The sequence below is a fragment of the Microvirga sp. CF3062 genome (genome assembly GCF_036314045.1).
Classification (GTDB): Bacteria; Pseudomonadota; Alphaproteobacteria; order Rhizobiales; family Beijerinckiaceae; genus Microvirga.
On the sequence record NZ_JAYGGN010000005.1, the window covers coordinates 126,019 to 138,616 of the forward strand.

Annotated in this window: 10 protein-coding genes and 3 tRNA genes; 7 read left to right on the top strand and 6 right to left on the bottom strand. The window is 65.9% G+C overall.

The window, feature by feature from the left end:
• Position 1 precedes the first annotated feature (1 nt).
• The 4 genes from VB618_RS10830 to tsaD all read right to left on the bottom strand — a co-directional run bounded on the left by VB618_RS10830 (position 2) and on the right by tsaD (position 3,523).
• On the bottom strand, positions 2 to 775 hold the full coding sequence (locus VB618_RS10830) for a carbon-nitrogen hydrolase family protein (RefSeq protein ID WP_329796657.1): 774 nt from the start codon (positions 773 to 775) through the stop codon (positions 2 to 4).
• 60 nt (positions 776 to 835) lie between these two features.
• Positions 836 to 1,249, bottom strand: coding sequence for an EVE domain-containing protein (locus VB618_RS10835; RefSeq protein ID WP_329796658.1), 414 nt, complete (start codon positions 1,247 to 1,249; stop codon positions 836 to 838).
• A 47-nt stretch (positions 1,250 to 1,296) separates the two neighbouring features.
• Entirely contained in the window at positions 1,297 to 2,292 is a 996-nt protein-coding gene (locus tag VB618_RS10840; protein WP_329796659.1) for an NAD(P)H-dependent glycerol-3-phosphate dehydrogenase, read from the bottom strand.
• 175 nt (positions 2,293 to 2,467) lie between these two features.
• The gene (gene tsaD / locus VB618_RS10845; protein WP_329796660.1) at positions 2,468 to 3,523 is read right to left on the bottom strand and encodes a tRNA (adenosine(37)-N6)-threonylcarbamoyltransferase complex transferase subunit TsaD; all 1,056 of its coding nucleotides are present in this window, start codon (positions 3,521 to 3,523) and stop codon (positions 2,468 to 2,470) included.
• A gap of 122 nt (positions 3,524 to 3,645) precedes the next feature.
• On the opposite strand from tsaD, the gene hemC reads away from it, so the two are divergent.
• From hemC to VB618_RS10880, 7 genes are all read left to right on the top strand, one after another.
• Positions 3,646 to 4,572 carry a hydroxymethylbilane synthase gene (gene hemC, locus VB618_RS10850; RefSeq protein WP_329796661.1) on the top strand — a complete coding sequence of 309 codons (927 nt, stop codon included), beginning with the start codon at positions 3,646 to 3,648 and terminating at the stop codon, positions 4,570 to 4,572.
• Entirely contained in the window at positions 4,572 to 5,267 is a 696-nt protein-coding gene (locus tag VB618_RS10855; RefSeq protein ID WP_329796662.1) for a uroporphyrinogen-III synthase, read from the top strand. The genes hemC and VB618_RS10855 overlap by 1 nt, the downstream gene beginning before the upstream one ends.
• A gap of 212 nt (positions 5,268 to 5,479) precedes the next feature.
• Complete coding sequence (locus VB618_RS10860) at positions 5,480 to 7,138, top strand: hypothetical protein (RefSeq protein WP_329796663.1); 1,659 nt, start codon at positions 5,480 to 5,482, stop codon at positions 7,136 to 7,138.
• A gap of 18 nt (positions 7,139 to 7,156) precedes the next feature.
• Positions 7,157 to 8,770: a heme biosynthesis HemY N-terminal domain-containing protein gene (locus tag VB618_RS10865; protein ID WP_329796665.1), complete on the top strand. Its 1,614-nt coding sequence runs from the start codon at positions 7,157 to 7,159 to the stop codon at positions 8,768 to 8,770.
• An 82-nt stretch (positions 8,771 to 8,852) separates the two neighbouring features.
• Positions 8,853 to 8,928 (top strand) — tRNA-Thr (locus tag VB618_RS10870).
• A gap of 49 nt (positions 8,929 to 8,977) precedes the next feature.
• Positions 8,978 to 9,053 (top strand) — tRNA-Ala (locus tag VB618_RS10875).
• A 26-nt stretch (positions 9,054 to 9,079) separates the two neighbouring features.
• Positions 9,080 to 9,154: transfer RNA gene (locus VB618_RS10880), tRNA-Gly, on the top strand.
• Between the two features lie 486 nt (positions 9,155 to 9,640).
• Here VB618_RS10880 and VB618_RS10885 read toward each other — a convergent pair.
• Positions 9,641 to 11,332, bottom strand: a complete 1,692-nt coding sequence (locus tag VB618_RS10885; protein WP_329796666.1) for a methyl-accepting chemotaxis protein — start codon at positions 11,330 to 11,332, stop codon at positions 9,641 to 9,643.
• Positions 11,333 to 11,548: 216 nt separating this feature from the next.
• The gene (locus VB618_RS10890; RefSeq protein WP_329796667.1) at positions 11,549 to 12,436 is read right to left on the bottom strand and encodes a cation diffusion facilitator family transporter; all 888 of its coding nucleotides are present in this window, start codon (positions 12,434 to 12,436) and stop codon (positions 11,549 to 11,551) included.
• Positions 12,437 to 12,598 lie beyond the last annotated feature (162 nt).

Here is a 12,598-nt window from a genome sequence, read left to right on the forward strand (position 1 = left end):
CCTACTCAGGCACGTACCGCGGGTAGGTGGTCTTGCTGGCCCTCGCAAAGGCGAGGTCGATCTCCACGGTGGCATAGGGCGCCTCCGGGGTTGTCTCGGCCAGCACGTTGCCCTCCGGGTCCACCACCCAACCGAGCCCGCCGCAATTGGCCTTGTATCCTTCAGGCGCCCACAGGTTGGACGACAGGCAATAGGCGCCCGAGCAGACGGCTGCCGCCTGCCCGCCGGCCAGCCACTTGCGGGTGGATCCATGCGGCGTCGCCCGTGGGACGCACAGGAGATCGGCACGGCCGGCCGCGTAACGGCGCGCCCATTCGAAGAACCACATCTCGGTGCAGATCTGCACGCCGATGCGCATGCCCAGCGCCCGCGCGATGTCGAAGGTGCCCGGACCGCGCTCGTACCAGGTATGCTCGTAGTAGCCTTCCTCGTCGGGAAGGTAGTATTTCTGGTGCACGGGAGCGGCGCCGGTGCCTTCCGTCCAGACATAGGCCTCGTTGCGCCGGCTGCCGTGAGGCATGACGATGGGCCGTGTGCCCATGACGGCTTTGGCGTTCAAGGCGGACATGCGCGCGATGCGCTCGTCATGCGCGGCCACCGCCTTCTGCCACTGAGCGGCATCCGGCTTAGGGTCGGCCGCCAGCCACTCGCCGAAGCACATCTCCGGCACCAGCAGGAAATCCGACGCCTCCTTCGCCACATGCGCGGCAAGGCCCTTCAAGGCCTCATCCAGGTGATCCGGGCGGCAGTCGATCTGACAGACGGTGACTTTCATGGCCTCGACGTCCCTTTCTCTCCACGGCAGTTGCAAGTTTAGCGCCGCCTGCCGTCTTTTTTACAATCCGCCCATCCGGCACACGATGGCCCATTCCTCGTCCGTCACCGGCTGCACCGAGAGGCGGGAGTTGTTGATGAGGATCATCTTTTCGAGGCCGGGCTGCTTCTTGATGTCGTCGAGCGTCACTGGCTTGGGGAAGGCCTTCATGGCCTTGATGTCGACCATGCCGAACTTGCCCGTCTCGTCCGTGTGGTCTGGGTAGTATTCTTTAATCACCTCGACGATGCCGACGACGGCCTTGCCCTCGTTGGAATGGTAGAAGAAGCCCTGCTCACCCAGCTTCATGGCCATCAGGTTCTGCTTGGCGACATGATTGCGCACGCCGTTCCAATGGGTGCCCTTGGCGCTTTGCGCGACTTGGGCCTCCCAGGACCAGACGGAGGGTTCGGACTTGTAGAGCCAGTGGGCCATGTTCTGCTTACCCCTTTATCTGCAACGCGAAATCTTTGGGTTTCGCTTTAGTGCTCGGACTTGATCGGACGGTTCATCAGCGCATCGACCGCTTGATCGAGATTCCATGCGCCGTTCAGAATCTGGTCGACAGCTTCCGCAATCGGCATGTCGATGCCTTTGGCGCGCGCCAGCGTCACGAGGGCGCTCGCAGTGGCGGCCCCCTCGACCAGCTTGCCGCCGGAAGCGTCTTCGACGCTCAGGCCCTGGCCGAGACGCTGGCCGAAGGCGAAGTTGCGCGACTGCGCCGTTGAGCAGGTGAGCACGAGGTCGCCAAGACCGGAGAGGCCCATGAGGGTTTCCGCTTCGCCGCCATAGGCACGGGCAAAGCGCAGGAGTTCGGCGAAGCCGCGGGCGATCAGCGCCGCCTTGGCGCTCTCGCCGAGGCCCTTGCCCGCCACCGCCCCGCAGGCGATGGCCAGCACGTTCTTGGCCGCGCCGCCGATCTCAACGCCGCGCACATCGCCCCGGTGATAGACGCGGAACGTCGGGCCGGAGAGGGCATTCGCCAACTCCTCGGCCAGCACCGCGTCCCGGCAGGCCAGTGTCACGGCGGTGGGCAGGCCGCGCGCAACGTCATGGGCGAAGCTGGGGCCCGACAGCACGGCCACGGGTGCGCCGGGGCGCTCCTCCTCGACCACGTTGCAGAGAAAGGCTCCGCTCCCGCGCTCAATGCCCTTGGCACAGAGCACCAGGGGCGTTGCGGTCGGCAGCACGCGGGCCAGCGCCGCCGTCACCTCCCGGGTGGTCTGCGCAGGCGTGACGAGGAGGACGGCGCGGGTTGAGGCGAGCGCGTTCAGATCGGCGGTGGATCTGATCCGCTCGTGCAGGGGCACGCCCGGCAGGCAGCGCTCATTCGTGCGCGTGGCTGCCAACGCCTCAGCCTGTTCGGGCGAGCGCATCCAGAGCACCACGTCGTTGCCGGCGGCGGCCGCCGCGTTGGCGAGCGCCGTCCCCCAGGCTCCGGCTCCGGCAATGCCGATCGTTTGAGTCTGCACCGTCATGTCACAACTTGCCGGTCGATGCTCTCACCCGCCGACCTCATCCTGAGGAGGCGCGATAGCGCCGTCTCGAAGGAGGATCCAGAACGCACTGGAATCTTCTTCGAGACGCAGCTGCGCTGCTCCTCAGGATGAGGTGAAAGGATGATAAGCCTACTTCTCAGAACGACCATGTCGTTCACGCCTTCGCTCCGGCCTCGTCGCGGCTGGTGTCGAGCGGCCAGCGGGCGCGGGCCGGCGCTCCAATATCGTCGATGAGGCCAAGCCGCATGCGCTCGAGTCCCGCCCAGGCGATCATCGCTCCGTTGTCGCCGCACAGGTGCAGGGGCGGCGCCACGAGCTTGAGGCCGGCCTCAACGGCGAGCCGCTGCAGCCCCTGGCGCATGCCCTGGTTGGCGGCAACGCCGCCCGCCACCACGAGAGCTGCCGGATGGCCAGCGATCTCACGGAAGGCGCGAAGCCCCACGCGGGTGCGGTCGACCACCACGTCGACGACGGCGGCCTGGAAGCTGGCGCAGAGATCCGAAATGTCGCTGGCGGTGAGCGGCGCGATTTTCTCCGCCTCGATCCGCACGGCCGTCTTCAGGCCGGAGAGCGAGAAGTTTGGTTCTTTCCGGCCCTGCATCGGGCGCGGGAAGGCGAAGCGCTCCGGATTTCCCTTCACGGCCTCGCGCTCCACATGCGGGCCACCTGGATATCCCAGTCCCAGCATCTTGGCGACCTTGTCGAAGGCTTCGCCGATGGCGTCGTCGATGGTGGTGCCGATGCGCACGTAATCGCCGACGCCGCGCACCGCCACGAGCTGCGTGTGGCCGCCGGAGGCGAGCAGCAACAGGTAGGGAAAACCGATGCCGTCCGTGAGCCGCGCGGTGAGCGCATGGGCCTCGAGATGGTTCACCGCCATCAGGGGTTTTCGGGTCACGAGCGCGATGGCTTTTGCCGTGGTCAAGCCCACCAGCACGCCGCCGATGAGGCCGGGGCCCGCCGCCACCGCGATGCCGTCGATGTCCTTCACGGAGCAGTTCGCGTTCTTCAGCGCGCGTGCGATCAGCCGGTCGATCACCTCCACATGGGCGCGCGCCGCGATCTCCGGCACCACGCCGCCATAGCGGGCGTGCTCTGCGATCTGGCTCAAAACCTCGTTGGAGAGGATCTCGCCCCGTCCGTCGAAACCCAGTCCTACCACGGCGGCCGCGGTTTCGTCGCAGGTGGTCTCGATGCCTAGAATGCGCATGATCGTTGGCCGCTCGATTTAAGGTGTTGTCCGGGGTTTCGGCCCGGCGCTCCTCCCCCTATAGTCCGCCGCGCCGCACAAGATCAAACCCGTAACGCGAAACGCAGGAGAACTCGGGCAGAATGGCCTCTTCATCGACCCTGGTCATCGGTACGCGAGGAAGCCCCTTGGCTCTCGCGCAGGCTCATGAGACGCAAGACAGGCTGGTCGCCGCCCGTGGCTGGACCGTGGAGCACCTGCCCCTGTCGATCATCAAAACCACGGGCGATGCCATTCAGGACCGACCCCTGTCGGAGGCCGGCGGCAAGGGGCTTTTTACCAAGGAGCTCGACATCGCGCTGCTGGAAGGCTCCATCGATCTCGCGGTGCATTCCGCCAAGGACCTGCCGACGACCCTGCCGGAGGGCATCGTGATCGCCGGCTTCCTGCCGCGCGAGGACGTGCGCGACGCCTTCATCAGCCACCGCTTCAAGAGCCTCCAGGATCTGCCGCAAGGGGCCGTCGTGGGCTCGGCCTCCCTGCGGCGCCAGGCTCAAGTTCGGCGCCTGCGGCCGGATCTCCAGGTCACGCTCCTGCGCGGCAACGTGCAGACGCGGCTCGCCAAACTCGAACGCGGCGAGGTCGACGCGACGTTGCTCGCCATGGCGGGCCTGCGCCGCCTCGGCCTCACCGACCATGTGACCACGGTGCTGGAAACGGACGACTTCCTGCCTGCGGTCGGACAGGGCGCCATCGCCATCGCGATCCGGGCCGAGGACGAGCAGGTGCGGGAAGTTCTTCAACCCATCCTCGATGCGCCGACCGGCCATGCGCTCGCCGCCGAGCGGGCCTTCTTGACCATCCTCGACGGCTCCTGCCGCACGCCTATTGCCGGGCACGCGCGGCTGATCGGCGGCGAACTCGAATTCCGCGGTCTCGTGCTGCGCCCGGACGGCTCGGAGAGCCTGGAGGCCATGCGCCGCGGCTCACTGGGCGATGCGGCGGCTCTCGGGCGCGATGCCGGCAGCGAACTGCGCGCGCGCATGCCGGTCGATTTCCTCAAAGCCTGATGCGGTTCCTCGTCACCCGCTCAATGGACGATGCCGTCCGCACGGCGGAAAAACTCGCGAGCCGCGGCCATGAAGCATGCCTTGCGCCTGTGACCCGGATCGTCCCGACCGGCGATCCGATGCCGCTCGATTCGTACGATGCCCTGATCGTCACCAGCGCCCATGCGGAGGCGGCCCTCGCCAGCCTCGACCGAATGAGACCTGTCTTCGCCGTGGGCGAGCGCACGGCCGAACCGGTACGTGCGGCAGGCTTTCCCGACATCACCGTGGCGGAGGGCGATGCGGTCTCCCTGGTGCGGCTGATTCGCGGCACCCTGGCGCCCGGCCTGACCCTGCTGCACGTAACGGCGCGCCATCACAAGGACGAGCCGGCAGCCTCCTTGAGGGCTGCCGGGTTCACCATCCTGCAATGGGAGGCCTACGAAGCCGAGGCCGTCGAGACGTTGCCGGACAATGCCGTCGAGGCTCTCCGCTCTGGCCAAATCGCCGCCGCGCTCCATTATTCCCGGAGGAGCGCGGATCTCGTGATCCGGCTGGCAGGGGAGGCGGGTCTGGCATCGCGCCTCCTGGGGCTTCCCCATCTCTGCCTGTCGGCCGATGTGGCCGCGCCCCTGAGATTGGCAGGCGCCACGACCCTTGTGGCGGAGGAGCCGTCGGAAGAAGCGCTGCTCGGACTTCTCGATCGGGTCTCATGACCTTGGCCGTGACTTCGGATACGATCCCCACCGGGGATCTTTGTCGTAAGGAGAGGATCATGGCCCCATGGGTCTGCCGTTCGTGGACAATCACCGGCTCTTGAGGGAACGAAACCTGAGCGCCCAAGCTTGCCTCAATTGCCTATCACACTGCCCTTTTGAAGACCTCGCCCCAGAGAAATCTTTCCCTGGCGACCCTGCAAGAGAGACCCGTGACCGATTCATCTGACCCCCGACGCTCGAAATCCTCCCGCAAGAAGCCCTCGCGCGAGCCGGCCACCATCGACCTGAAGGCCTTCGTGATCGACGATGGTAGCGTTCGGGCCAATCCCGAGGCTGCCGCCCAGGAGACGGTCGGCCAGGATACTCTTGGCCAGGGTACCCTTGGGCAGGACACCATCGGTGAGGGGCTTCGCGCTTCGGAGACCCCCGACACAGATTCGGTGATGGGCTCGCAACCTGACGAGACCATTGCCAGCGGCAGCGAGCCCCCGGCCGAGGATGTGGTCGCGTCCCCGGAGGCCAGTCTCGACTCGGGCTCGGGCACCGACACGCTTCCCTCGGAAGCCTCCCTCGAGCAGATGGCAGGGCAGGATACCAGTTCAAGTGGCACCTCCTACCAGGACACTTCCACGGCGGAGACGCGGGCGGATGCCACGCCCCCGCCCGCTCCCGAGCGGCGGGGCTCCGCTGGCGCCCTCCTCGGATCCGGCCTCCTCGGTGGCCTCGTCGGCGCCGGGCTCGTCTACGGATTACAGACCTGGCGAGAGCCAGCTCCCGCACAGAGCGATCCGCGCATCGCTCAGCTCGAGCAGCGTGTGAATGCGCTGCGCCAGCAGCCGGCAGCACCCGCAGGTCAGGCGCAGGGCGATACCGGGGCACTCGAAGGACGCATTCAGGCCCTCGAAACCGCGAGGGGCGATCTCGACCAGCGGCTCCAGGCGATCCAGGGCACGGCCCAGCAGGCGGCGTCCCAGGCGCAGGAGGCCCTGAACCGTCCCGCACCGGAGGCGGCTCAGCCACAGGCCTCTTCCCAAAATGACGCGGCTCTGGCCGATCTCTCCACCCGCCTCGGAGCGCTGGATGAGCAGGTGCGTACGAGCGGGCAGAGCGCCACGAATGCAGCGAACATCACGCAGGAGCTCGACCGCCGTCTGGCGGACCTCGATCGTCGCTTCGGTGAACGGGAGCAGCGCTTCCAGGACACCGACCGGCGCCTTGCCGATCTCGACCGCCAACTGGCGGAAAGCAACCGGCGCCTTGTCGACACGGACCGTCGTTTCGGTGAGCAGGAGCAGCGCCTTGCCGCCCTGTCCCAGCAGGCGGCCGAGAACACCAGGAACGTTGCGACCGCGAGCCAGACCGGCACCCGCGTGGTGCTGGCCGGGCGCCTAAACGATGCCCTGCAGGGTGGCACCCCCTACCCGGAGGTGCTCGACGGGGTGAAGAAGGCTGGCACCGATCCGGCCCGGGTCGCGCCCCTCGAACCTTTCGCTCAAGGCGGTGCCCCGACCCCGGCCGAGCTGGCCCAGAGCTTCGAGCCCGTGGAGACGGCGATCCTGCGCGAGAGCCGCGGCCCGGCCGAGGGCTGGACCGACCGCATCCTGCGCATGGCCGACAAGGTGGTGACGGTCAGGCCCGTGAACGAACCCGGCGGCAGCGGCGTTCCTGCTCTTGTCACCCGCATCCGGCAGGCTCTGGAGCGCGGCGACGTGGTGGAGGCCGCCGCCGCCTGGGATGCCCTGCCGGAGCCGTCGCGGCAGCTGTCCGAGGAATGGGGGCGGCAGGTCAAGGCCGTCGCCGAGGCGCATCGGGCAGCTCAAGCGATCAGCTCTGATGCCCTCGCCACCCTCAACCGTACGACGCAATAAGAAAAGGATCAGCCTAGCATGTGGCGCGCTCTCGTCTTCATCGGTCTTCTCTGCGTCGCGGCCTTCGGCGCGGTCTGGCTGGCCGACCGGCCCGGTACGGTTCTGATCACCTTCGCGGGCTACGAGATCCGGATGTCGGTGGCGGTCGCCGCCATCGCGCTCGCAGGCCTCGCGCTCTTCCTGGCCCTGCTCTGGTCCCTGGTGTCGGGCATCCTGCACCTGCCCTCCCGCCTGACCTTCGCCTCAAAGGCGCGCCGCCGCTCCCGGGGCTACCAGGCCATTTCCCGCGGCATGGTGGCGGTGGGCGCGGGCGACACCATTGCGGCCCGCCGCTATGCCAACGAGGCCGAGCGTCTGCTCGGCCGCGAACCCCTGACGCTGCTGCTCAAGGCGCAGGCAGCCCAGGTTTCCGGCAACCGCGAGGCGGCCGAGGCCGCCTTCAGCCAGATGATGGAGGAGGACGAGACCCGTGTGCTCGGCCTTCGCGGCCTCTTCGTCGAGGCGCGGCGTCGGGGCGATGCAGGAGCAGCTCAGCAATTCGCCTCCGAGGCGGTCCGTCTGGCACCTGCCGCTGCCTGGGCGAGCGATGCAGTCCTCGAGGCACGCTGCGCGGATCACGACTGGCGCGGGGCCCTGGAGGCAGTCGAGCGGCGCGCGTCCCTCGGCCTCCTGAACAAGACCACGGCCAAACGCCACCGGGCTGTCCTGCTCACGGCCGATGCCCTGGAGCGGGTGGACCATGATCCCGACGGGGCGCTCAGAAGCGCTCAGGATGCAGTGCGGCTCGCGCCCGATCTCGTGCCGGCGGCGGCCATGTCCGGTCGTCTCCTGTCGCGCAAGGGCGATCTGCGCAGGGCCGCCAAGGTGGTGGAGACGGCTTGGCGCAGCCTGCCTCATCCGGACCTGGCGGACGTCTATCTCAACCTGCGCCCCGGCGATTCCGGCCTCGACCGGCTCAAGCGCGCCGAAACCCTCATGAAGCTTTCCGGCGGTGCGCCCGAAGGCCGGCTGGCGGTGGCCCGCGCAGCCCTTGAGGCGCGCGAGTTTGCCCGCGCCCGCGACGCCCTGGACCCGCTGCTGCAGGAGAGGCCGAGCATGCGCGTCTGCCTCCTCATGTCCGACCTGGAGCAGGCGGAGCACGGCTCCACGGGCAAGGGCCGCGAATGGCTCTCCCGCGCCACCCGCGCGCCGCGGGATCCGGCCTGGCTCGCCGACGGGATCGTGTCCGATCACTGGCTGCCGATCTCGCCCGTCACCGGCCGCCTCGACGCTTTCGTCTGGCAGGCGCCGCCGGACGTGCTGGTCGCCCCCGAACTCACCCTGCATGACGACGTGACGGCGGATCTCGACGACGAGCCGAGGCCGCTGCCGGCCGTGGTCACGTCCTCACCCGAAGTCGTGCCTGCTCCTGCGCCTGTCTCCGAACCTGTGGCCTCAAATGAGCCGGTGCCCGAGCCGGAAGACGATGTTCTGAAGAACGAGCTGAGAGCCGCCTTGAGTGATGAGCAGCCTGTAAGGCAGGAAACATCCCTGCCGCCACCGGGGCCCGTGATATTCCCCGCCACCCCTCCGGACGTGCCGAAGCCGAAGGAAGAAGCGGCTGCGCGCCGCAGCGTTTTTTCGGTCTGGTAGGGCCTTTCCGGCCTTTCCCGCCCTTGCCAAGCGGCAGGCGAGGGGGTAAGAGGTCGCCCTCTCGGATCGCAACATTTGCGATGCCGCAATAGCTCAGCTGGTAGAGCACCTCATTCGTAATGAGGGGGTCGGGGGTTCGAATCCCTCTTGCGGCACCATTCCCATCCTTAGCGCTTAACGTCGCTGGAGATGGGGAAGGAAGGGCAGGGGGCCATAGCTCAGCTGGGAGAGCGCTTGCATGGCATGCAAGAGGTCGGCGGTTCGATCCCGCCTGGCTCCACCATCCTGCCGAAGACTGAGACGGAGCGTGCGGGTGTAGCTCAGGGGTAGAGCACAACCTTGCCAAGGTTGGGGTCGAGGGTTCGAATCCCTTCGCCCGCTCCATTTCCTTAAACCAGGAAATTCATCGACAAGGCGCCTTCGGGCGCCTTTCGCGTTTTCAGGCCTGTCCATGAAAACGGACCCCTCTCGATGAGAAAGGGGCCCGCGGTGACTCGAGGTCACACGTCATTGACGTTCATCCGGTTAAACCGGTCAATTCTTCCAGTGATGTCGGGCCGAAAAATGCCTCGACGCTCAACGCATGATCGTGGAGGGAGTCATCAGCCCAGGCGAAATCGCTATGCGAGCCTCCATCCGTTCAGGCCGAGGCGGGTACCCGGCTCATCGGTTTGCGGAGTCGGCGCCTGGCAGGAACCCGCAAGGGAACGATGCCGATCCGCTCTTGTCGACGGGTGAGCCTCGAGGAGTGTGATCGCGACCCGTCAGTAGCTAAAGCCATTGGCGGGACGCTTGTTTCAGCGTAGCGGCAAAGAAAAAGACCCGGCAACGTTGCCGGGTCTTTTACCTTCCGCCGGAGAGAGGCGAATTTTAAGCGGCTTTGACGCCTTGGAGGAAGTCTGAGACCTCTCTGGAGAGGTCATTGGAGTGGCGGGAGAGCTCCTGAGCGGCACCCAGCACCTGAGAAGCCGCCGAGGTGGTCTCGCCTGCTCCCTGCTGCACGTCCACGATGCTGCCGGTCACCGCTTCCGTGCCGCGGGCGGCCTCCTGCACGTTGCGGGCGATCTCGGCAGTCGCCGCCCCCTGCTCCTCCATGGCGGCGGCTATCGAAGTCGAGATCTGGCTCATCTCAGTGATCGTGCGGGCAATCTCCTGAATGGCCGCCACCGTCTGTTGCGTGGCCTGCTGCACCGAGCCGATCTGGGCCGAGATCTCTTCGGTGGCCTTGGCCGTCTGGGAGGCCAGCTCCTTCACTTCCGTTGCCACCACGGCAAAGCCCTTGCCTGCTTCGCCCGCCCGCGCTGCCTCGATAGTCGCGTTGAGCGCCAGGAGGTTGGTCTGGCCTGCAATGGTGTTGATCAGCTGCACCACGTCGCCAATGCGGCTGGCGTTGGCGGCCAGGTCCTGCACGGCCGCATCGGTGCGGCGCGCACCCTGCACGGCCCGGTCGGCAATCTGCGAGGACTGCGCCACCTGAGAGGCGATCTCCCGGATGGAGATCGACAGCTCTTCCGTGGCCGCCGCCACCGTCTGCACGTTGGCCGAGGTCTGCTGGGCGGCCGACGAGACGGTGACCGACTGCTGGGTGGTCTGGCTGGCGACCGCCGTCATGGTCTGGGCGGTGGCCTCCATTTCGGTGGCAGCCGAGGACAGGCCCTGCGTCAGCGCCGACACGTTGCTCTCGAAGCGACGGGTGATCTGGTCAAGCATCTCGGCCCGGCGCATCTTGGTTTGGTTCTCGACTTCTTGTGCGGTGGTCAAGCGGCGAGCCTCAACAGCGTTGTCCTTGAACACCTGCAGCGAGCGGGCGAGCAGACCGACCTCATCCCGGCGCTCGGTGCCGGTAACGCTCACGTCCAGATCACCCTCGGCCAGACGACCCATTGCAGACGTCATGACATTCAATGGACGCGCAACGCCGTAGACCGCGATGGCTCCGAGCAGGCCGATCGCCAGAGTCAGGCCAACTGCGGAGGCGAGGATCAGCTGGGTAGAGGTGAAGGAGGCCAGATTGGCTGCATCCTGCTTCTCCTGCTCAAGAGCCACAGCGTTGGCTTCGGCGCGTTCGTCGAGGGCTCGGGAAGCCTTCTGGCGCAGGGTTCGTCCTTCGCCGCTCGAGAGCTTGAAGGCTTCTTCGCTCTCGTTGAGCTGGGCATGGGCAATGGTCCTGCCCATGATGGCGAAGTAGTCTTCGACGATCTTCTTCAAGTGCTCGTTTGTCGCGCGGCGCTGCGGAGTATCGGACAGCTCAATGAGAGCGTCCAGATCCTTCAGAGCCTCCGTCTTGGCTTCGCGGAAAGCCTGCTCATAGACGGCCATTTCCTGGAAGCGCGTCTCGATGATCAGGTTCTTCTCCTGGACCGCCGCTTCGTTGACGTGAGCCTTGATGTCCAGCGCCATGCTGCGCCGGGCCACATGCACATCGACGATCTGCCGGGTTTCCTCGGCGAGGCTGTCGAGCCCAGTCTTGGCAAAGAGGATGAGGCCAATGGTGACGGCGACCATCACGATCACCGGGATGGCCAGCTTTGTAATGATTTTGAGATTGTTCAAGGCGCGCATTCAATTTCAGTGGCCTGCCCGCATCGCCGCGGGAGGCGCGCGCCCCCACGACGCGCTTATCCAGGCTTGCTGTTTGTAGTCCGTAATGCTTGCATCAGCTATTACGGTTAATACCTATTCCTGAAGTAAGCCTTTGTTAATTCCTTTGAGAACCAAAGCAAAAATAAAGATCATTTATGATCTATTGATAGATCACTTCACGATCATGGCTTCTGCCTAGAGCACCACGATGCCGGAGTGCTTGGCCTTGTTGTCCGGCTCCACGTGGATCGTGATGAGCGCATCCTCCACATCGGCTTTGAGGGCGCGCTCCAGCCGGTCGCAGATGTCGTGCGCTTCAGTGACGCTCATGGCACCCGGCACGACGAGATGGAAGTCGATGAAGGTCATCCGGCCCGCATGGCGCGTGCGCAGATCGTGCGCTTCGATGGCACCTTCCGCATTAAGAGCGATGATCTCGCGCACGCGGATGAGCGTTGTTTCCGGCAGGGCCTCGTCCATGAGGCCGCCGATGCTCTCCTTGACCAGTCCCCATCCTGACCAAAGAATGTTGACAGCCACCATGGCGGCAAGCGCCGAGTCGAGCCAAGCCCATCCGGTGAGGGGCACGAGCAGGAGGCCGATGATGACCACCGCCGATGTGATCACATCGGTGAAAAGATGGCGCCCATCGGCCACGAGCGCCGGAGAACGCAGGCGCCGTCCGCGACGGATCAGGAGCCAGGACCAGACCGCGTTGATCACACCGGCAACCGCGTTGATGGCGAGGCCCTGCATCGGGGCATCGATCACCTTCGGCGACAGGAACCCGAAATAAGCTTCCCGCAGGATCGCAAGAGCCGCGACGATGATCAGCACGCCTTCGAGCACGGCTGAGAAATACTCCACCTTGTGGTGGCCATAAGGGTGATTGGCATCCGCCGGTGCGGCACTCAGGCGAACGGCCATGAAGGCCGCCACCGCCGTCACCACGTTGATGATGCTCTCCAGTGCGTCGGAATAGAGCGCAATGCTTCCCGTGATGTAATAGGCGGCATATTTCAGGACGAGAACAACGGTTCCGACGAATATGCTGCCGATGGCAAGTTTTTGAGTCTTGTCCATGGCGCGTCACTTAAAAAGCTGGCTCAGCGGGAAACAAGGCGACCTTATAGAGCGTGTGTCTTCAAGCGCAAGAACTTGTTTTTACTTGCAAATCGGTTGCAAGATCATGACGCGCGACAGAGCGGTCCGGAGAATTTCGAGCCTGTTCCGAGGTTGAGTGAC